The following is a 20,010-nucleotide window of genomic DNA, read 5'->3' as shown; positions in this document are numbered from 1 at the left end:
CGCCGAAGCAGGGGCGCTCGGGCGATGGCCCGGGCGCCCTTTGCATGTCCGGGGCTGGCGCGATGCCAGCCCTTTCCGCTCAGACGAGCCGCGACTGCCGAACTGCGGCCTCGATGAAGCTCGCGAACAGCGGGTGCGGATCGAACGGCTTCGACTTGAGCTCCGGGTGGAACTGGACGCCCACGAACCAGGGGTGATCCGGCCGCTCGACGATCTCGGGAAGCGTCTCGTCGGGCGAGGTGCCTGACACCACCAGGCCACCCCGCTCCAGCACGTCACGATAATGCGTGTTCACCTCATAGCGGTGACGGTGCCGCTCGCTGATGTCGGTGCTGCCGTAGATCGACGCGACGACGCTGTTGCCGGCAAGCTTCGCCGGATAGGCGCCGAGCCGCATCGTGCCGCCAAGATCGCCGCCGGCCTCGCGCTTCTCCAGGCCTTTCTCCGACATCCACTCGGTGATCAGACCCACCACCGGCTCCTCGGTCGCCCCGAACTCGGTGGTCGATGCCTTGGCGATACCCTGCTCCCGCGCTGCCTCGACGCACGCCATCTGCATGCCGAGACAGATCCCGAAGAACGGCACCGCGCGTTCGCGTGCGAAGCGGACGGAGGCGATCTTGCCCTCGGACCCGCGCTCGCCGAAGCCGCCCGGCACCAGAATCGCGTGCATCGGTTCGAGCTGGCTGGCGATCGTCTCCTCGTCGCGCTCGAACAGCTCGGCGTCGAGCCAGCGGACGTTGACCTTTACCCGGTTGGCGATGCCGCCGTGGACCAGCGCCTCGTGCAGCGACTTGTACGCGTCAGGGAGCCCCACGTACTTGCCCACCACGCCGACCGTCACTTCGCCTTCGGGGTTCGACAGTCGCTCGACAATGTTCGACCAGCGGTCGAGCCTGGGCGGTTCGCCCGGCTCGATGCCGAAGGCGCGCAAGACCTCGGAGTCGAGCCCTTCGCCGTGATACTGCAGCGGCACCGCATAGATGCTCGACGCGTCGAGCGCCGGAATGACCGCTTCCTTGCGGACATTACAGAACAGCGCGATCTTGGCGCGCTCGCCCTCCGGCAGCGGCTGCTCGCACCGGCAGACCAGCACGTCCGGCTGGACGCCGAGCGCCGCGAGTTCGCGAACCGAATGCTGGGTCGGCTTGGTCTTCAGCTCGCCGGCTGCGGAGATATAGGGCACCAGCGTCACATGGACGCTGATCGACTGGCCGCGGCCGAGTTCGTTCTTGAGTTGACGGATCGCCTCGATGAACGGCAGCGACTCGATGTCGCCGACGGTGCCGCCGATTTCGCAGAGCACGAAGTCCAGATCGTCGGTGTCCGCCTGCGCGAACGCTTTGATCGCATCGGTCACATGCGGGATCACCTGGACGGTGGCGCCCAGATAGTCGCCACGCCGCTCGCGCGCGATGATCTGCTGATAGATCCGGCCCGAAGTGACGTTGTCCGACTGATGCGCCGCGACGCCCGTAAAGCGTTCATAGTGACCAAGATCGAGGTCGGTCTCCGCGCCGTCATCGGTCACATAGACTTCGCCGTGCTGATAGGGCGACATCGTGCCGGGATCGACGTTCAGATACGGATCGAACTTGCGGATGCGGACCTTGTAGCCCCGCGCCTGAAGCAGCGCCGCGAGGCTGGCTGCCATGAGTCCTTTGCCGAGCGACGATACCACGCCGCCGGTGATGAAAATATACCGCGCCATGGGAGGAAACGCCTAACGTGTAGCAGCCGTGCTGCGCAAGCGCGCGATGCCTCGCGCGCTCAACAAAAGCGACGGATGGTTTGAAAAAAGAAGGTTAGCGGGCGATCGGAACCGCGCCGTTCTCGGCCGGAGCCGGAGCCGCGAGGTTCGCGGGCGCGCCTGCATCCGCCGGAGCGATCGGTGCCGCGGGAGCGGCCGCAGGTGCCGTCGGGCGGGCGAGCGAGGTGTCGATCGCATCGTGCCGCGTAGCCGCCAGCACGGCGAGCAGGATGCTCATCGCAATAAACAGCCCCGCCAGGATCGCGGTGGAGCGCGTGAGAAAATCGGCCGCGCCGCGTGCCGACATCAGGCCCGACGGGCTACCGCCCGTGGTCAGCCCGCCCCCTTCCGAACGCTGCATCAGGATCACCGTCACGAGGAGCGCAGCGATGATGGCATGAACGACGAGCAGGAAGGTGAACATGTCGGGACAGCGATCCGAATTTTTCTGGGATGGCGGCGACATAGGCGAGCGCAGGCGGGGGATCAACCGGAACGGATCGACGCACCCGTAACATTTCGCAAGCGTCGGGAAACTTGCCCCTCCCAAGGGCGTTCATCTCCCGGTCAGCTCCAGCGCGGACGAAGCATAACGTCATGGGAGAAAACGTGAAACCGTTCTCCGAGAACTCGCTCGGGAGGTGGATGCGCGGACTGGTCGATTACGTCCGGTCCGGTGAACCCGACCTGACCAATCGCCAGATGGCGCTGATGCTGCTTGTCTATCTCGAGCCGGGCCCGCATACGGTGCGCGGCTTGGCGCGGGCATTGAACGTGTCGAAGCCGGTCGTCACGCGCGCCTTGAACAGGCTGGGCACCCTCGGCTATCTGCGCCGTCAGCGCGACGAGGCGGACAAACGCAACATCTTCGTCGCACAAACCAGCGAAGGGGCAGATTTTCTTGCAGAGTTCGGGCATTTCCTCGCGGACGATCGAGTCAGCGAGCTCGTTGCCCGAAGGGCAACCGCGTAGCCGGTTTTCGCTCGCGGGACGCTCTTCGATCCTGGACGCGCGCATCGATGCCGCGCGCCGCGACCTAGCCGACATCCGCCTCGCAACGCGCGTGTTCGCGCCGCATTACGCCCTGTCGGTGCCGCGCACCGCGGGCCGCAGCACACCGGTTCTGGCGCAGGCCGGTGTCTTGGAAAGCGTGCGTTCGGAAGTGCTTGCGGGCGAACCCTTCGATGCGCTGGAATTCTCTGGCAACCATATCTGGGGCGTATCGCCGGTCGACGGGAGCGTTGGCTTCGTCGACGCGGACGCCTTCACCGCATTTTGGGCGCCGACCCACATTGTCGCCGTGCGAAGCGCCAAGGTTCGGGCGTTGCCGTCGCTCGACAGCAACAGCGTCGGCGAGTTGGTGATGGGGAGCTGCGTGGCTGCGCTCCGTTCCGGCGAATCGGCCTTCGAAGTGGACGGCGGCTATATCGACGCCGACGCGCTGCTGCCGCTCGACGCTCTTTCCCTGGACATCGCGGCGGCAGCCGAGCGCCTGGTGGGCGCTCCAGCGCGTCCTGGTGGCCGCTCCGGGGCCGGCCTCGACGCCGCGGGGCTGGTCTTTCTCTCCCTTCAGCTTGCCGGGATCGAAGCGCCCCGCTTCCTGGATCTCCAGTCGACGGAGATGGGGATGAACCTGGCCGAGACCGCGCCCTTCGTGCGGGGCCAGATTCTCTTCTTCCAGGACGATGCGGCAGTCGTGGTGGATGCGCAGAACGCCGTTCATGTCGACCCGACGGGCGTTGGACGGGCACCCATTGCGGCGTTGATCGCCGCCCATGGTCCTATTGTCCGGAGGCGGCAGCCTTGACCGCGACCATCTTCATCGATGGTGCCGCCGGCACCACCGGTCTCGAGATCCGCGAACGACTGGCTGGCCGGCCTGAAATCACGCTGGTCACGCTCGACGACAGTCGGCGCAAGGATCCGGTCGCGCGGCGGGAAGCGCTGAACGACGCCGATTTCGTCATCCTCTGCCTGCCCGACGACGCTGCTCGCGAGGCCGTGTCGCTGATTGAAAACGATCGCACGCGCGTGATCGACGCCTCGACCGCGCATCGAACGGCCGAAGGCTGGGTCTATGGAATGGCGGAACTGGAACCTGCCCAGCCTGCCCTGATCGCCGAAGCCGCACGGGTGGCGAACCCGGGCTGCTATCCCACCGGTTTACTTGCGCTGGTACGCCCGCTCGTCCGGGCCGGCCTCATTCCGCACGACTGGCCCGTCAGCGTGAATGCCGTCTCCGGCTTTTCCGGCGGCGGTCGATCGATGATCGAGGAGTATCAGCAGCCGAACCCGCCGGCGTTCCGCGCCTATGCAATGGCGCTCGGCCACAAGCACGTCGCCGAGATGCAGCGCCACGCACGACTCGCGCATCCGCCGATCTTCACCCCCGCCGTCGCGAACACCTATCGCGGCATGGTGGTGGAGGTTCCGCTGCCGCTCCATGCGATGACGCCCCGCCCCACGCTCCCAGCGATCGAGAGTGCGCTCCAAGACGCCTACCGTGGCTCTCCCGTCGTGCGTGTCGGCTCCGCGGAGGCGCCGACCGTATCGATCGAAGAAAATGCCGGATCGGACCGGCTGACCGTGCGCGTCTTCGGCAATGCCGTGACTGGCCAGTTGCGGCTCGTCGCCACGCTGGACAACCTCGGCAAGGGGGCGGCAGGAGCCGCGGTGCAGAACCTCAACATCATGGCCGGGTTCGATCCTGCCGCTGGACTGGTCCTCTAAGCGCAGCCGTTTGGCGATCCTGCGGGTTGCGCGCCGCGGCGGGCTGGCTATCGCAGGCCCGGAGCTAGAATAAGGGAGTGTATATGAGACAGCCGGTCGGCAAGCTGCTGCTGTTCGGGGCCACGGGCGACCTGGCGCAGCGCATGTTGCTGCCTTCGCTGTACGGCCTCCATGCCGACGGGCTGCTCCCGGAGGGGCTCACCATCACGGGCACCGCACGTCACGACCATGACGACGCCGGGTACCGCGCGTTCGCCAAGACGGCACTGGACGAGCATCTCCCGGCGGACCGGCAGGACGAGGCGGCCGTCGCAGGCTTTCTCGACCGCCTGCACTATCATGCGATGGACGCATCCCAGGTCGAAGGCTTCGCCGGCCTCGCCGAGAAGCTGGGTGACATCTCCGGCGGGCTCGCGATCTTCCTGTCCACCGCCCCGTGGCTGTTCGCCCCCACGATCAAGGGGCTCGAATCGGCAGGCCTCGCCGGCTCCAACGTGCGGATCGGGCTTGAGAAGCCGCTCGGCAACGACCTCAAGTCGAGCCGCGAGATCAACGACATCGTCGCCGAGGCTTTCCCCGAGGATCGCACCTTCCGGATCGACCATTATCTCGGCAAGGAAACCGTCCAGAACATCCTGGCGCTGCGCTTCGGCAACGCCATGTTCGAGCCGATCTGGAACGCCCGCGGCATCGACCACGTCCAAATCACGGTCTCGGAGACCGTCGGTCTCGAAGGTCGCGCCGGATATTATGACGATGTCGGCGCGCTGCGGGACATGGTCCAGAACCACATGCTACAGCTGCTCGCGCTGATCGCGATGGAGCCGCCGGCCCGTTTCGACGGCACCGCAATTCGCGACGAGAAGGTGAAGGTGTTGCGGTCGCTCCGGCCGATCGGACCGGCCGAGGTCCAGTCGGAAACGGTCATCGGCCAGTATCGCGACGGCGCCGTGAACGGGGAAATCGTCCGCGGCTATGTGGACGAGCTCGAAAAGCCCTCCAACACCGAGACCTTTGTCGCGGTGAAGGCGCATGTGGACAGCTGGCGCTGGCAGGGGGTGCCCTTCTACATGCGTACGGGGAAGCGGCTGGCAGCCCGCCAGTCGGAGATCTCCATCCAGTTCAAGCCGGTGCCTCACTCGATCTTCGCCGAGCGCGGCGGCATGCTCCAGCCCAACACGTTGGTGATCCGCCTGCAGCCGGAGGAATATATTCGCCTGCTGGTCATGGCGAAGGAGCCGGGACTCGACCGCGAGGGCATCCGCCTGCGGGAAGTGCCGCTGGATCTCTCGCTCACCACCGCCTTCGCCAGTACCCGTCGCCGCATCGCCTATGAGCGCCTGCTGCTCGATCTGATCGAGGGCGATCCGACGCTGTTCGTGCGCCGGGACGAGGTCGAAGCGCAATGGGCCTGGATCGATGCGATCCGCGCGGGCTGGAAAGCGAACGACATGAAGCCCAAGCCCTATGCCTCGGGCAGCTGGGGCCCCACTGCCAGCGTCGCGCTGACCGAGCGCGACGGGGTGACGTGGAACGAGTGAACCTTCCCCGCCCCGCTCCGTTGATTCGGAGAGGAGCGCAGGACCAGCTCCGGTCCTGCGCCGGCGGCCGGCAAGCAGGATGATCGAATGACCGAGATTGAATGGTGGGAATATGACGACGCAGCCGAGATGGCGGACGCCGTCGCCGGGGACGTGCAGTTCATCATCGAAAGCGCGATCGACGCCCGTGGCGCGGCGGTGATCGCGCTGCCGGGCGGCAAGACGCCCCAGCCCATCTACGAGAAGCTGGCAAAGGCCAAGCTCGACTGGAAGCGCGTGACGATCGTCCCGACCGACGACCGTCTCGTGCCGATGGGCGATGAACTGTCGAACGTCACGGGCATCGCCAAGGTGTTCCTGCCCAAGGGCGCACGCGTGCTGCCGCTGACCAGCGAAAAGGCGGCCGATTATCGCGCGGCAGGCCGGGCAGCGGATGCCCGCCTTCAGGACGTCCACTGGCCGCTCGACCTCTGCCTTCTCGGCATGGGAACGGACGGGCACACCGCCTCCATCTTCCCTGGACCCGATCTCGACGAAGCGCTTCAGGGCCCGAAGGAGCGCCGTGCGCTTGGCGTCATGCCGGACCCGCTGCCGCCAGAGGCGCCGGTCGCTCGCGTCACCCTTTCCCATTCCGCCATCGCCTCCTCCCGCTCGCTGATGATCGCCATCAGCGGCGCGAAGAAGCGCGAGGTGCTGGAGCGCGCGATCAGCGAGGGCGCCGGCTCGACGCTGCCGATCGGGCGCGTGCTGTCCGAGGTCGAACTGCCGGTCGACGTGCACTGGAGCGAATCATGACGCTGCACTCCGAAATCGCGGCGGTCACCGACCGCGTCATCGCCAACTCGCGCGACCGGCGGGCAGCCTATCTGGCGCTGATCGACCGGGAGCGCGAGAGCGGCGTCGACCGGCCGATGCTGGGCTGCGCGAACCTCGCCCACGGCTATGCGGGCACGGACGAAGACCGTGATTTCATGCGCCCGGCAAAGAACATGAACGTGGGCATCGTTACCGCCTACAACGACATGCTGTCCGCGCACGCCACCTATTACCGCTATCCCGAGCAGATGAAGGTTTGGGCGCGCGAGGCGGGCATCACCGCGCAGGTCGCCGGCGGCGTTCCGGCCATGTGCGATGGCGTGACCCAGGGCTATCCGGGCATGGAACTGTCGCTGTTCAGCCGCGACACGATCGCCCTTTCGACGGCAATCGCCCTCAGCCACGGCATGTTCGAGGGCGCGGCATTGCTCGGCATCTGCGACAAGATCGTGCCGGGCCTGCTGATGGGGGCGCTGCGCTTCGGTCACCTCCCGATGGTCATGGTGCCGGGCGGCCCGATGCGGTCCGGTCTCGCCAACAAGGACAAGGCAGCAGTGCGTGAGCGCTATGCCGAGGGCAAGGCGACGCGCGAGGAACTGCTCGACGCGGAAATCGCCGCCTATCACGGCAAGGGCACCTGCACCTTCTACGGCACCGCCAACTCCAACCAGATGATGATGGAGGCCATGGGCCTGCACGTCCCTGGCGCCGCGTTCGCCAATCCAGGCACCAAGCTGCGCCAGGAACTGACGCGCGCCGCGGTTCATCGCCTGGCGGAGATCGGCTGGGATGGTGAGGACTATCGTCCGCTCGGCCGCTGCGTCGATGAAAGGGCGATCGTCAACGCGGCCATTGTCCTGCTGGCGACCGGCGGCTCCACCAACCACCTGATCCACCTGCCCGCCATCGCACGCTGCGCCGGCATCGTGCTGGATTGGGAGGATTTCGATCGCCTGTCGAAGACCGTGCCGCTGCTTGCGCGCGTCTATCCGAACGGCGCCGCGGACGTGAACATGTTCGAGGATGCCGGCGGCCCCAGCTTCGTGATCCGCGAACTGCTGGGCGCAGGCCTGCTGCACGGCGACGTGATGACGATCGCAAAGGACGGCATGTCCGCCTACGGCCGCAAGGCCGAGGTCGAGGCCGACACGCTCGTCTGGCGCAAGCATGGGGAGCGCTCGGGGGACGAGGCGATCGTCCGCACCGTCGACGCGCCCTTCTCGCCGGAAGGCGGGTTCCGCATCCTCCAGGGCAATCTCGGCCGCGCTTGCATCAAGGTGTCGGCGGTGGAGCGGGACCGCTGGATCATCGAGGCGCCCGCCCGGGTCTTCTCCGACCAGGCGCAGGTGCAGGAAGCGTTCAAGGCCGGCGAGCTCGACCGCGACGTGGTGGTGGTCGTCCGCCACCAGGGTCCGCGCGCCAATGGCATGCCCGAACTCCACAAGCTGACCCCGCCGCTCGGCGTGCTCCAGAACCGCGGCTTCCGCGTCGCGCTCGTCACCGACGGCCGCATGTCGGGCGCAAGCGGCAAGGTGCCGTGCGCGATCCACCTGTCGCCCGAGGCTTTGGGCGGCGGTCCGATCGGCAAGGTGCGGGATGGCGACATCGTCCGCCTCGATGCCGAAGCAGGAGTGCTCACCGCGCTGGTGGATCCGGCGGAGTGGGAGGCACGCGAACCGGCGCCGGCACCAGCGGTTGCGGACGGCACCGGCCGCGAGCTGTTCGCGTTGATGCGCCACGGCGCCAGCGAGGCCGAGGCCGGCGCCTCGGCAATGCTTGCGATGGCGGGCTTTTAAAAACGACCCGCGGGGAACCGGGCACAGGGAGAGGATGCGGAATGGAAGTCGTTGCGGTTGATATCGGGGGCACGCACGCGCGCTTCGCCATTGCCGAGGTAGAGGGCGGCCGCGTCGTCCACCTCGGCGAGCCGGTGACGCAGAAGGTGGCCGAACACGCTACCTTCCCGCTTGCGTGGGCGGCCTTTGCCGAGCAGCTGGACCGACCGGTCCCGCGCGCGGCAGCGATCGCGCTCGCGTCGCCGATCAACCCCGAGCTCATCAAGCTCACCAACAACCCGTGGATCATCCGGCCGCCGCTCATCAAGGAGCGGCTGGACGTCGACGCCTATTCGCTCATCAACGACTTCGGTGCGATCGGGCATGCTGTCGGGCAGCTCGACGGAGACGCCTATGTGCATCTTTGCGGCCCGGACGTACCGTTCCCGGAGCGCGGCTCCCTCACCGTCTGCGGGCCCGGCACCGGACTTGGCGTCGCGCAGGTGTTCCGCGAGGCAGGCGAATACCACGTCATCGCCACCGAAGGCGGGCATCAGGACTATGCGCCGCTCGATGAAATCGACGACGCGATCATCCGCCGCCTGCGTCCGACCTATACCCGCGTGTCGGCCGAGCGGGTCTGTGCCGGTCCCGGCCTCGTCCACATCTACGAAACGCTGGCGCAGATCGAGGGCAAGCCGTTCGTCCACCTGGACGATAAGCGGCTTTGGCAACTCGCGTTCGAGGGCGGCGACAAGCTGGCCGTCGCCGCGCTCGATCGCTTCTGCGTGTCGCTCGGCGGCGTTGCCGGCGACCTCGCGCTCGCGCACGGCCCGACCGGCGTCGTCATCGCGGGGGGTCTCGGGCTGCGCCTCAAGGACCGGTTGATCGAATCCGGCTTTGGCCAGCGCTTCGTGGCAAAGGGGCGTTTCCAGCAGCTGATGAACACGATCCCCGTCAAGATCATCACCCATCCCCAGCCCGGCCTGTTCGGCGCCGCGGCCGCCTTTGCCCAGGAGCACGCACGATGACCTTCCCCGCCATCCAGACCATCATGAACGCGGGTCCGGTCATTCCGGTGCTGGTGATCGAGGACGCCGCGACCGCCCGGCCGCTTGCCGAGGCTCTGGTCCGCGGCGGCATCCGCACGCTGGAGGTGACGCTGCGCACCCCGGCTGCGCTCGACGCGATCCGTGAGATGACGAAGGTCGAGGGCGCGATCGTCGGCGCGGGCACGGTGGTGAACCCGCAGCAGTTCGCAGACGCCGTGGACGCCGGCGCCGAGTTCATCGTGTCGCCGGGTCTGACCGAAAAGCTCGCGGCACCGATCATTGAGAGCGGCGTGCCGTTCCTCCCGGGCATCGCCAACGCGGGTGACATCATGCGCGGGCTCGACCTCGGCCTCACCCACTTCAAGTTCTTTCCCGCAGAGGCATCGGGCGGGCTGAAGGCGCTGAAGGCGCTGGCCGCCCCCTTCTACCAGGCGCGCTTCTGCCCGACGGGCGGCATCACGCTCGCGAGCGCTCCCGAATGGCTCGCGTTCGATCCGGTCCTCTGCGTCGGCGGCAGCTGGCTTGCGACCGGCACGATGGAAGAAGTCGAGGCCAAGGCGCGTGCGGCTGCCGAGCTGAAACGCTGAAATCAGGCGTGGGTCGCCTGCTCTCCGCACTGCTGCCGGCGCTCGCGGTCGTCCTCTCGGGGACGGCTGCGGCCCAGCCCCGGGTGATTACGTCCCCCGCGCCGCTCCCGCAGGATCATGCGCACCCGCGCGTGTTCCTGGCCGGCAGCATCGACATGGGCAAGGCGACGGACTGGCAAGCCGAGTTCGTGAAAGCACTCGGCGACCTCGATGTGACGATCCTCAATCCGCGTCGGACGGACTGGAACCCGGCCTGGAAGCCCGAAGCGAGCGAACCCCACTTCCGCGAACAGGTTGAGTGGGAACTTAGCGCGCTGGAGTCCGCCGACGTCATCGTGCTCTATCTCGCACCCGGCACCCAAAGCCCCGTCAGCTTGCTGGAGATGGGGCTGCATGCGCGGTCGGGCAAGCTGATCGTGCTGTGCCCGCCCGGCTTCTGGCGCAAGGGCAACGTCGACATCACCGCCGAGCGGTACGGCATCCGGCAGGTGGAGAGCATGGAAGCGCTCACCGCAGAAGTACGCCGGCGGCTCACCAGCGCCAAGCGACCGAACTAGACGATCTACATTTCCCCGCGGGCGCGGCGGATCGCGTACCATTTGCGCACGTTGGCGTTGTGCTGTTCCAGCGTGTCCGCGAACACATGCCCGCCCGTGCCGTCCGCGACGAAATAGAGCGCGCTGGTCGCGGCGGGATTGAGCACCGCGTCGATCGACTCCCTCCCCGGGTTGGCGATCGGACCGACCGGCAGCCCGGGAGATGCGTAGGTGTTGTAGCCGTTCTTCGCGCTAAGTTCCGATCGCAGGATCCGGCGGCCGAGCGGCCGCCCCTTGGTCACCGGGTAGATGACGGTCGGATCCGCCTGCAGCGGCATGCCCTGCTTGAGGCGGTTGCTGTAGACGGCTGCGACCATGCGGCGCTCGGCCGCCTTGCCGGTCTCCTTCTCCACGATCGCGGCGAGAGTCAGAACCTCACGCGGAGTCTGAACTGCGGCCGTCGGCTTGCGCTGTTTCCATGCGGCGGCGAGGTAGTCGCGCATCGCCTTCTGCATCTGGTCCAAGACCTGCTGCCGGGTGTCACCGCGCTGATAATTGTAGCTGTCCGGTAGGACGCTGCCTTCTTCGGGGATCGCAACCGACCCAGTGAGATAGGGCGCCCGCATCAGCGCCTCATGCACGAGGACAGAGGGCATGCCCTCCGGCACCGTGACCCGACGCTGGATGACCTTGCCGCTCTGGAGGAGCTCGAGCACATCGGACTGGCTCGCGTGGGCTGGAACCTCATACTCGCCTGCGCGGATGGGAGCGTCCGAGCCGAACACGCGGGCGAACAGCAGGAACCGGTTGGCAGAGCGGATCGCACCAGCCTTCTCCAGTTCGGTCGCCGCGCGGGAAAGGCTGGCGCCGCTGGGCACCACCACCGCTAGGTTCTTCTCTGCGGGGCCCGCACCGGTCCAGCTGCTGGCCACCCCGAAGAGGGCAGCCAGCAACGCCAGCGCGAGCACCATTCCCAGACATCCCGGACGGCGCATCAGCCGCAAATCCTGGTGTGCGGCGATGCGCCGTTCATCAGATCGCCTTCATCACCAGCGAGGCGTTGGTGCCGCCGAAGCCGAACGAGTTGTTCAGGATCGCCTTGACCTTACGCTCCTTGGCCACGTGCGGGACCAGGTCCACGCCCGCGCAATTGTCGCTGGGATTGTCGAGGTTCAGCGTCGGCGGCACAATGCCGTCCCGCATCGCGAGAATGCAGAAGATCGATTCCACCGCGCCGGCGCCGCCGAGCAGGTGGCCGATCGCCGATTTGGTCGAGCTCATCGACAGACCGCCCATGGCATCGCCGAACAGGCGGCGGACTGCCCCGAGTTCCAGCTCGTCGCCGAGCGGCGTCGAGGTCCCGTGCGCGTTGATATAGTCGATGTCCGACAGCGACAGACCCGACTTGCGCAGCGCCATCTCCATCGAGCGGAACGCGCCCGAACCTTCCGGATGCGGTGCCGTCACGTGATAGGCGTCGCCGGACAGGCCATAGCCAATGACCTCGGCATAGATCTTCGCGCCGCGCTTCTTGGCGTGCTCATACTCCTCGAGCACGACCACGCCCGCGCCTTCGCCCATGACAAAGCCGTCGCGGTCACGGTCATAAGGGCGGCTGCCCTTGGTCGGATCGTCCCGGAAGCCGGTGGACAGCGCACGCGCCTGGCCGAAGCCCGCAATGCCGATCGGGCAGATCGCACCTTCGGCACCACCCGCGAGCATCACGTCCGCGTCGTCCATTGCGATCATCCGGGCGGCGTCACCGATCGAATGCGCACCAGTCGAGCAGGCGGTGACCACCGCATGGTTCGGCCCCATCAGGCCGTACTTGATCGAGACCTGGCCAGAGATCAGGTTGATGAGGCGACCGTGCACGAAGTGCGGCGAGACGCGCTTCGGCCCCTTGGCGGCGAGCACCAGCGATTCGCTCTCGATGCCGGGAAGACCGCCGATGCCGGAGCCGATCGAGCAGCCGGCGCGGTAGCGCTCTTCCTCGCTCATGTCGGTAAGGCCGGCGTCCTCGATCGCCTGGCCCGCGGCATCGATGCCATAGACGATGAACGGATCGACCTGGCGCTGGACCTTGTGGTCGACGCGCTTGTTCGGGTCGAAGCCGTATTCATGGTCCGCCGGCTTCACCTCACACGCATAGTTGCTGTGGAAGTCGGTCGCGTCGAAGCGGGTGATGGTGGCGGCGCCAGACTTGCTGGCGATGATGTTCTTCCAGGCCGTCTCGACATCGGCACCCAGCGGGGTGACGAGCCCGAGCCCGGTCACGACTACGCGGCGCATGGCAACTCTCCGTCTGTGCTCTCAAATGCGAACGGCCCCCCGCCCCTCGCTTGTCGCGGCGGGACGGAGGGCCGTTCCTGATCGGCGTCAGCCGCGGCCCCGTCGCTTAGTGCGACCGGGCCGGCAAGGCTCAGCCCTTGTGCTCGTCGATGTAGGCGATCGCGTCCTTGACGGTCGTGATCTTCTCGGCGGCGTCGTCCGGAATCTCGACCCCGAACTCTTCCTCGAACGCCATGACCAGCTCGACGATGTCGAGGCTGTCCGCGCCCAGGTCGTCGATGAAGCTGGCGTCCTCGGTCACCTTCTCGGCTTCGACGCCCAGATGCTCGACGACGATCTTCTTCACGCGATCGGCGGTCTCGCTCATTCCCTGTTCCTCTTTCAAAATGCAGTAACGCGTATTCCTGAACGCACCTAGAACGGCGTCCGTTCGCTGGCAAGAGCCCCGGCGCGCCGGAGCGTGCCGGACGTCAGATCATCGCCATCCCGCCGTTGACGTGCAGGGTCTGGCCGGTGACGTAGCCCGCCTCCCGGCTGGCGAGATAGACGACGGCTGCACCGATGTCCTCGCCGGTGCCGAGGTCACCCGCCGGAATCTTGCCCAGCAGCCCCTGCTTCTGGGCGTCAGGCAGCACGTCGGTCATGGCCGAACGGATGAAGCCCGGAGCCACGCAGTTCACGGTAATCCCGCGGCTCGCCAGTTCCTGCGCCAGCGCCTTCGACATGCCGACCAGGCCGGCCTTCGACGCGGCGTAATTTGCCTGGCCCGGGTTGCCGGTCTGCCCCACCACCGAGGTGATCGAGACGATGCGTCCGAAACGGGCCTTCATCATCGGCTTGGCGGCAGCGCGCGCGAGTCGGAACGCCGCCTCCAGGTTGACGCGGATCACCTGATCCCATTCGCCGTCCTTCATTCGCATGGCAAGATTGTCGCGGGTGACGCCGGCATTGTTGACGAGAATGTCGAGCTTGCCCAGCGCCTGCACCGCCTGCGGCACGAGCTGGTCCACTGCGGCACCGTCCGAAAGATTGCACGGCAGCGCCACGTGATCGCCACCCAGCTCCGCCTTGAAGGCCTCGAGCTTGTCGAGGTTGGAGCCCGAGAGCGCGAGGCGTGCGCCCTGCCCCGCCAGAGCCTTGGCGATCGCGGAACCGATGCCGCCGGACGCGCCAGTCACCAGCGCGGTCATGCCTGTAAGATCGAACATATCCTGATCCCTGTTCAAAGGCGCGCTACGAGCGCCTCGATATCGTCCATCGTCACGACGCTGGTCGTGGTCGCGTCGGGAGCGATCCGCTTGACCATCGGCCCCAGCACCTTGCCGCCAAGCTCCACGAAGTCGCTCACGCCGGCATCCTGCATCGCCAGCACGGATTCGCGCCAGCGCACCATGCCGGTAACCTGCTGTACCAGCGCCACGCGGATCGCACCCGGATCGGCGATCGCCACCGCATCGACATTGGCATAGACCGGCACCAGCGGTGCCCGCAGGTCGGCGTCGAGCAGCGCATTCTCCATCGCCTCTGCTGCCGGCTGCATCAGCGGGCAGTGGAACGGCGCCGAGACCGGCAGCAGCAACGCACGCTTGGCGCCCATTTCCTTAGCGAGCGCCACCGCGCGCTCGATTGCCTGGCGGTGGCCGGAGATCACCACCTGGCTCGGATCATTGTCGTTCGCGACCGTGGCGACGAGCTGCGGCCCACCCTCGGCCAGGATCGAATCGGCAGCAGCGCCGGCGATCGTCTGCGCCTTCTCCAGATCGACGCCCAGCAGCGCAGCCATGGCGCCCTCGCCCACCGGCACCGCTGCCTGCATCGCCTGTCCACGCAGCTTGAGAAGGCGGGCGGCGGTTGCAAGGTCGAACGCGCCGGCTGCGCAAAGGGCGGTATATTCACCCAGCGAATGGCCGGCGACGAAGTCCGCCTTCTCAGCTAGGCGGACGCCGCCTTCCTTCTCCAGCACGCGCAACACCGCGATCGCGTTTGCCATGATCGCCGGCTGCGCGTTCTCGGTCAGCGTCAGCTCGTCGGCCGGGCCTTCGCTCATCAGCCGGAAGAGGTTCTGGCCGAGCGCATCGTCGACCTCACCGAACACCTCGCGGGCATGGGGCGAGGCGGCGGCGAGCGCCGCCCCCATGCCAACAGACTGGCTCCCCTGGCCAGGAAAGATGAAAGCGCGCACGTGCCTCTCCTTGAAACGTGAGGCGCCGGTTAGGCCGACCACCAAGATGAACGCAAGCCCATGAGCCGCGACAGGTTGCGACCATTTTGCGGCACCAACGACAAACGCTTGCGACAGCCAACCCCCAGATTGCCTTCATCGCCACTGAGGGTGATGAAGGAGTAGGTTCCCATGAAGAAGTTCGTTCTCGCCGCCGTCGCTGCTTCGCTGCTCGCGACGCCCGCCATGGCCGCGCCGCAGCGTTCGGACCATGGACCGCACCGCACCGTGGAGCGGACCACCGTCGTCAAGAAGCAGGTGACCCGCACGCCTCAGCGCCACTATCAGCAGCAGCCCAACCGCCGGCAGTATCAGAACGTCCGCAACTGGCAGCGCGGCGAACGGTTCGACAGCCGCTACGCCCGCAACTATCGCCAGATCGACTACCGCGGCAGCAGCCGGCTCTATGCTCCGCCCCGCGGCTACCAGTGGGTGCAGTCGGGCAACGATGCGGTGCTGGTCGCATTGACGAGCGGGTTGATCGGAGCCGTGATCGGCGGCGTACTTGCCAACTGATCGCAGGCGGGTTCGCCAACTAAACACCTTGCCTTTCGCCGCTTTTGCGGTACAGGCACGGGTCCTCGGGGGTGGAAGGCACGTCCTTCCGCCCTCGTTTGATTTTGGGACGACAGCCGGAGGGGCGCCGCACGGGGCGGCGTCAGCGATCGGCCAACATAGGTAAGCAGCATGGCTCTGTACGAGCATGTGTTCCTTGCGCGCCAGGATCTGGCACAGGCGCAGGTGGACCAGCTGGCGGAAACCGCCACGAAGATCATCGAAGACAACAACGGCAAGGTCGTGAAGACCGAGACCTGGGGGCTGCGTTCGCTGGCCTACCGGATCGCCAAGAACCGCAAGGCGCACTACGTCATGCTCGAGATCGACGCGCCGGCCGGCGTGGTCGCCGAGCTGGAGCGCCAGACCCAGATCAACGAGGACGTGATCCGCTTCATGACCGTCAAGGTCGACAAGCTGGAAGACGGCCCGACCGTGATGATGCGCAAGAGCGAGCGTTCGGAGCGTGGCGACCGTGGTGGTCGCGGCCGCGACCGCGACGATCGTGGTCCCCGCGAAGACCGCGGCCCGCGCCGCGAAGAAGCGTAAAGGAGCATCATCATGGCACGACCGTTTTTCCGCCGCCGCAAGAGCTGCCCCTTCTCGGGCAAGGACGCTCCCCGGATCGACTATAAGGACGTCCGTCTGCTCCAGGGCTTCGTGTCCGAGCGTGGCAAGATCGTCCCGTCGCGCATCACCTCGGTGAGCGCAAAGAAGCAGCGCGAGCTGGCCCAGGCCATCAAGCGCGCACGCCATCTGGGCCTGCTGCCCTACATCGTGAAGTAAGGAGCGCCCGACATGGACGTCATTCTGCTGGAGCGGGTCGAGAAGCTCGGCCACATCGGCGACGTGGTGAAGGTGAAGGACGGCTTCGCCCGTAACTTCCTCCTGCCGCGCAAGAAGGCGCTGCGCGCCAACGAAGCCAACCGCAAGGTCTTCGAAGCCAACCGTGAGCGCATCGAGGCCGAGAACGCCTCGCGTCGCACCGACGCACAGGCCGAAGCCAAGACGCTCGAGGGCGTTTCGGTGACCCTGATCCGCCAGGCGTCGAACACCGGCCAGCTGTACGGCTCGGTCGCGGTGCGCGACCTGGTCGAGGCGCTGGTCGCCGACGGCCACAAGGTCAACAAGGCACAGGTCGTGCTCGATCGCCCGATCAAGGCGATCGGTCTGCACGAAGTCCGCGTCGCGCTGCACCCGGAAGTCGCGGTGACCGTCAAGGTCAACGTCGCACGTTCGCCGGAAGAGGCCGACATGCAGGCGCAGGGCGTCGACGTGATGGCTGCGATGTTCGAGCAGGACACCGCCGGCTTCACCGAGGACTATGACCCCAACGCCGAGCCGGGCGAGATCGCGCGCGACGAAGCGCCGGTCGAGGCCGAAGAAGCCTAAGCCACTCGCGGCAACGCAAAACAGGAAGGGCCGCCGGGATCACCCCGGCGGCCCTTTCTTTTTGCCTTCTCCGCGCAAGCGAGCGCCCTAGGGCTCGATCAGTGCACCATCACATAGGCACTGACCACCGCCACCAGCGGCACCGAAGCGAAGACAACGGGAACGAACTTGAACATCACATCACCTACAAGGTTGTTGCTGCTTCAATGCGCGAAAGAGGGAAAGGTTGCCAAAGGATGAACGGCAAGTCAGGGCTCCCCATCCGCGCAAGCTCGGAAAGGCAGAGCCAGAAGACTCGTTTTTCCGCGCGATTTCCGACAGTTAAGAAAAAGAGATAGCAAAGCGAATTGGCTGCTTGACGTGCTCATCCTCCGACCGTAAACGGCCACCTCACCAAGCGATTGGCCCCTTCGTCTAGCGGTTAGGACGTCGCCCTCTCACGGCGAAAACACGAGTTCGATTCTCGTAGGGGTCACCATCTTCGGCGCAAACGCCACTGCGGGTGACAAGTCTCACTAGAGGCACCAGCATCCAGCTCTCCTGACGGAATACGCGGCAGCCGCGGCATGGCAGGTGCCTGCGGGATCATCGCATGGGCAAGCGCGGACGGGCTATACCCGGCACCTACCGCACCTATGTCAAAGCTGGCAGACGACAGTGGCCTGGCGAAGGCCGCGGCACGATGAACACGCCTCCCCGGCCCTTGCTCAGGCGCTCACCTGATTCCTGATTTCGCTGCGCACACGCGTCCCCGTCAGGCCCCTTTCTCCAGCAGCTGCTTCACTCCTGCTGCCAGGGTCTCTAGCTTGTAGGGCTTGCGGAGGATCGGAAACTCGCGCTCGTCGGCAGGGATGAACTGCTTGCTGCTGTAGCCGCTCGCGAGCAGCACCGGCAGGGAATAGCCGAGTTCCCTCGCGCGTTGCGCCAGGTCGAGCCCGCTGAGCCTGGGCATCACGATGTCCGAGAAGATGATGTCGAACGTATCCGACTGGAGCAGCGCCAGCGCTTCTTCGCCATCGGACGCCTGGGTGACCACGCAGCCGAGATCCTCGAGCAGCTGGCGGGCGAAATAGCGGACGTGCTCGCTGTCCTCGACCAGCAGAACCCGAAGCCCATGTGGGATCGAGATATCTCCGGCGTCACTGACGTCTTCGCGAGCGGCCTTTTCCGTACGCGGCAGAAGCATGTGCACTGCGGTTCCCACGCCCACCTGCGACTCGATGTCGACCGCGCCGCCGGACTGCGTGGCGAACCCGTGGATCTGCGAGAGGCCGAGGCCAGTCCCCTTGCCCGTAGGCTTGGTGGTGAAGAACGGCTCGAAGACGCGCTCCAACCGCTCGGGGGGAATACCCTCGCCCGTGTCGCTGATCGACAGCCGGACCATGTCGCCGCTGGGCGTCGACCAGTTGCGCGTCGAGATGGTGATGCGCCCGCCGTTCGGCATCGCGTCGCGCGCGTTCAGCACCGCGTTGAGAAGCGCCGTTTCAAGACCCGTCGGATCGATCTCGACCCGCCAAAGCGCCGGGAACAGGTCCAGCTGCAGGTCGTATTGGCTCCCGAGCGTGCGCTGGAGCATCTCGCCCAGCGCATCCAGGCGGACGCTCAGGTCGATCACCTCCGGCTCCAGCGGCTGGCGCCGGGCAAAGGCAAGAAGCTGCGAGGTGAGGCTCGTCGCCCGCTCCGCGGTTTCCAGCATCACATGCAAATAGCGGCTGCGCTTTTCGACCGGCAGATCCGGCTGTCGCAAGAGGAAGTCGGCGGCGCCGCGCATCACCGTCATCAGATTGTTGAAGTCGTGCGCGATGCCCCCTGCCAGCTCACCCAGCGCCTGAAGCTTCTGCGATTGGAGCAGGGCAGCCTGGGTCTGTCGCAGTTCGTCGCTTGCACGAACCTTCTCGCTGATGTCGCGCGTGATCTTCGCGAAGCCGACGTGCTGGCCGGCGCCGTTGTAGATCGGATCGATCACCACATGCGCCCAGAACAGCGAACCGTCCTTTCGAACCCGCTGCGCCTCGGCCTCGAACTTGCCTTCGCCCAGAGCGGTGGCCAAGGCTGCTGCCGGCGCACCGCGGGCGCGGTCCTCTTCGGTGTAGAAGCGTGAGAAATGCTGGCCCAGCACTTCCGCTTCCTCATACCCCTTGATCGCCCGGGCGCCCGAATTCCAGCTCGTGATCCGGCCGCTGCGATCCAGCATGTAGATCGCATAGTCGCGCACGCCCTGCACGAGCAGGCGGAACTGGAGTTCACTGTCGTACGTCGCGCGCTCGAGCCGGCGCTTTTCAGTGATGTCGCGCGTGATCTTAGCATAGCCGAGCAACGTCCCGTCCTCGGCCCGGATCGGGTCGAGCACGGCATGCGCCCAGAATTGCCCGCCGTCCTTGCGGACGCGCCACCCTTCGGCTTCGAACCGGCCTTCGCGGGCGGCGATCCGAAGCGCCCGCCCCGGCAGATCCGCCTTGCGATCCTCCGAGGTGAAGAAGCGCGAGAAATGCTGGCCGACGATCTCGTCTGGGGAATAGCCCTTGAAGCGTTCGGCACCGGCGTTCCAGGTGACGATGTGGCCGTCCGGATCGAGCATGTAGATCGCGTAGTCGGTGACGGACTGTACCAGCAGCTCGAACCGGCGGTTCGCGACATGATCCTCAAACGCCGATGCGGCCATTCCAAATCCTAAGCATCACCACCGCCCCCGAACCCCAGTGCTTGCAGCCAAATCGGTCACGAAATCAAGCTCGTTACGCAGCCGCATGCATCCTTGGTCCG

21 protein-coding genes and 1 tRNA gene are annotated in these 20,010 nt (G+C 66.5%); 14 read left to right on the top strand and 8 right to left on the bottom strand.

Features of this window, described 5'->3' with window-relative positions:
• Positions 1-79: 79 nt before the first annotated feature.
• Positions 80-1,711, bottom strand: a complete 1,632-nt coding sequence (locus VPH46_RS01170) for a CTP synthase (protein WP_416608158.1) — start codon at positions 1,709-1,711, stop codon at positions 80-82.
• Positions 1,712-1,805: 94 nt separating this feature from the next.
• Complete coding sequence (secG, locus tag VPH46_RS01165) at positions 1,806-2,174, bottom strand: preprotein translocase subunit SecG (protein WP_416608156.1); 369 nt, start codon at positions 2,172-2,174, stop codon at positions 1,806-1,808.
• A gap of 221 nt (positions 2,175-2,395) precedes the next feature.
• Between secG and VPH46_RS01160 the strand changes: the two genes are divergently transcribed.
• The 9 genes from VPH46_RS01160 (at position 2,396) to VPH46_RS01120 (ending at position 10,808) form a co-directional block, all read left to right on the top strand.
• A complete protein-coding gene (locus tag VPH46_RS01160) occupies positions 2,396-2,722 on the top strand; it encodes a MarR family transcriptional regulator (protein WP_125959725.1) in 327 nt (108 codons plus the stop codon).
• Positions 2,652-3,557 (top strand): hypothetical protein, encoded by a 906-nt coding sequence (locus VPH46_RS01155; RefSeq protein WP_416608155.1) that lies wholly within the window; start codon positions 2,652-2,654, stop codon positions 3,555-3,557. The genes VPH46_RS01160 and VPH46_RS01155 overlap by 71 nt, the downstream gene beginning before the upstream one ends.
• Entirely contained in the window at positions 3,554-4,480 is a 927-nt protein-coding gene (gene argC / locus VPH46_RS01150) for an N-acetyl-gamma-glutamyl-phosphate reductase (RefSeq protein WP_416608153.1), read from the top strand. Before VPH46_RS01155 ends, argC begins: the two co-directional genes overlap by 4 nt.
• Positions 4,481-4,563: 83 nt before the next feature.
• Positions 4,564-6,021 (top strand): glucose-6-phosphate dehydrogenase, encoded by a 1,458-nt coding sequence (gene zwf / locus VPH46_RS01145; protein WP_206432139.1) that lies wholly within the window; start codon positions 4,564-4,566, stop codon positions 6,019-6,021.
• Between the two features lie 87 nt (positions 6,022-6,108).
• A complete protein-coding gene (gene pgl / locus VPH46_RS01140; RefSeq protein WP_239434721.1) occupies positions 6,109-6,816 on the top strand; it encodes a 6-phosphogluconolactonase in 708 nt (235 codons plus the stop codon).
• Positions 6,813-8,633: a phosphogluconate dehydratase gene (edd, locus tag VPH46_RS01135; protein WP_416608150.1), complete on the top strand. Its 1,821-nt coding sequence runs from the start codon at positions 6,813-6,815 to the stop codon at positions 8,631-8,633. The genes pgl and edd overlap by 4 nt, the downstream gene beginning before the upstream one ends.
• 41 nt (positions 8,634-8,674) lie before the next feature.
• Positions 8,675-9,643, top strand: coding sequence for a glucokinase (locus VPH46_RS01130; protein WP_416608148.1), 969 nt, complete (start codon positions 8,675-8,677; stop codon positions 9,641-9,643).
• Positions 9,640-10,251 carry a bifunctional 4-hydroxy-2-oxoglutarate aldolase/2-dehydro-3-deoxy-phosphogluconate aldolase gene (gene eda / locus VPH46_RS01125; protein WP_416608146.1) on the top strand — a complete coding sequence of 204 codons (612 nt, stop codon included), beginning with the start codon at positions 9,640-9,642 and terminating at the stop codon, positions 10,249-10,251. Before VPH46_RS01130 ends, eda begins: the two co-directional genes overlap by 4 nt.
• Positions 10,252-10,259: 8 nt before the next feature.
• A complete protein-coding gene (locus VPH46_RS01120; RefSeq protein ID WP_416608144.1) occupies positions 10,260-10,808 on the top strand; it encodes a nucleoside 2-deoxyribosyltransferase domain-containing protein in 549 nt (182 codons plus the stop codon).
• Between the two features lie 5 nt (positions 10,809-10,813).
• Here VPH46_RS01120 and mltG read toward each other — a convergent pair whose 3' ends face one another.
• The 5 genes from mltG to fabD form a co-directional block, all read right to left on the bottom strand.
• A complete protein-coding gene (gene mltG / locus VPH46_RS01115) occupies positions 10,814-11,782 on the bottom strand; it encodes an endolytic transglycosylase MltG (RefSeq protein ID WP_416608142.1) in 969 nt (322 codons plus the stop codon).
• A 37-nt stretch (positions 11,783-11,819) separates the two neighbouring features.
• Positions 11,820-13,079, bottom strand: coding sequence for a beta-ketoacyl-ACP synthase II (gene fabF / locus VPH46_RS01110; protein ID WP_416608140.1), 1,260 nt, complete (start codon positions 13,077-13,079; stop codon positions 11,820-11,822).
• Between the two features lie 130 nt (positions 13,080-13,209).
• Positions 13,210-13,446 carry an acyl carrier protein gene (locus VPH46_RS01105; protein WP_125959575.1) on the bottom strand — a complete coding sequence of 79 codons (237 nt, stop codon included), beginning with the start codon at positions 13,444-13,446 and terminating at the stop codon, positions 13,210-13,212.
• Between the two features lie 103 nt (positions 13,447-13,549).
• Positions 13,550-14,287: a 3-oxoacyl-[acyl-carrier-protein] reductase gene (fabG, locus tag VPH46_RS01100; RefSeq protein WP_416608137.1), complete on the bottom strand. Its 738-nt coding sequence runs from the start codon at positions 14,285-14,287 to the stop codon at positions 13,550-13,552.
• A gap of 14 nt (positions 14,288-14,301) precedes the next feature.
• Complete coding sequence (fabD, locus tag VPH46_RS01095) at positions 14,302-15,261, bottom strand: ACP S-malonyltransferase (RefSeq protein WP_416608135.1); 960 nt, start codon at positions 15,259-15,261, stop codon at positions 14,302-14,304.
• Between the two features lie 171 nt (positions 15,262-15,432).
• On the opposite strand from fabD, the gene VPH46_RS01090 reads away from it, so the two are divergent.
• The 5 genes from VPH46_RS01090 (at position 15,433) to VPH46_RS01070 (ending at position 17,725) form a co-directional block, all read left to right on the top strand.
• On the top strand, positions 15,433-15,816 hold the full coding sequence (locus VPH46_RS01090; RefSeq protein ID WP_416608133.1) for an RcnB family protein: 384 nt from the start codon (positions 15,433-15,435) through the stop codon (positions 15,814-15,816).
• Between the two features lie 171 nt (positions 15,817-15,987).
• The gene (gene rpsF, locus VPH46_RS01085) at positions 15,988-16,404 is read left to right on the top strand and encodes a 30S ribosomal protein S6 (RefSeq protein ID WP_125959571.1); all 417 of its coding nucleotides are present in this window, start codon (positions 15,988-15,990) and stop codon (positions 16,402-16,404) included.
• A gap of 12 nt (positions 16,405-16,416) precedes the next feature.
• Entirely contained in the window at positions 16,417-16,641 is a 225-nt protein-coding gene (rpsR, locus tag VPH46_RS01080; protein ID WP_125959570.1) for a 30S ribosomal protein S18, read from the top strand.
• A gap of 12 nt (positions 16,642-16,653) precedes the next feature.
• Positions 16,654-17,247, top strand: coding sequence for a 50S ribosomal protein L9 (gene rplI, locus VPH46_RS01075; RefSeq protein ID WP_416608130.1), 594 nt, complete (start codon positions 16,654-16,656; stop codon positions 17,245-17,247).
• Positions 17,248-17,650: 403 nt separating this feature from the next.
• Positions 17,651-17,725, top strand: a tRNA-Glu gene (locus VPH46_RS01070).
• 276 nt (positions 17,726-18,001) lie between these two features.
• Here the strand turns inward: VPH46_RS01070 and VPH46_RS01065 are convergent.
• A complete protein-coding gene (locus VPH46_RS01065) occupies positions 18,002-19,909 on the bottom strand; it encodes a PAS domain S-box protein (protein WP_416608128.1) in 1,908 nt (635 codons plus the stop codon).
• Positions 19,910-20,010 lie beyond the last annotated feature (101 nt).

The organism is Sphingomonas sp. MJ1 (PH-R8) (assembly GCF_048058635.1).
Classification (GTDB): Bacteria; Pseudomonadota; Alphaproteobacteria; order Sphingomonadales; family Sphingomonadaceae; genus Sphingomonas.
Note: the sequence above shows the minus strand (reverse complement) of the source record. Positions and strands in the feature narration are given on the sequence as shown.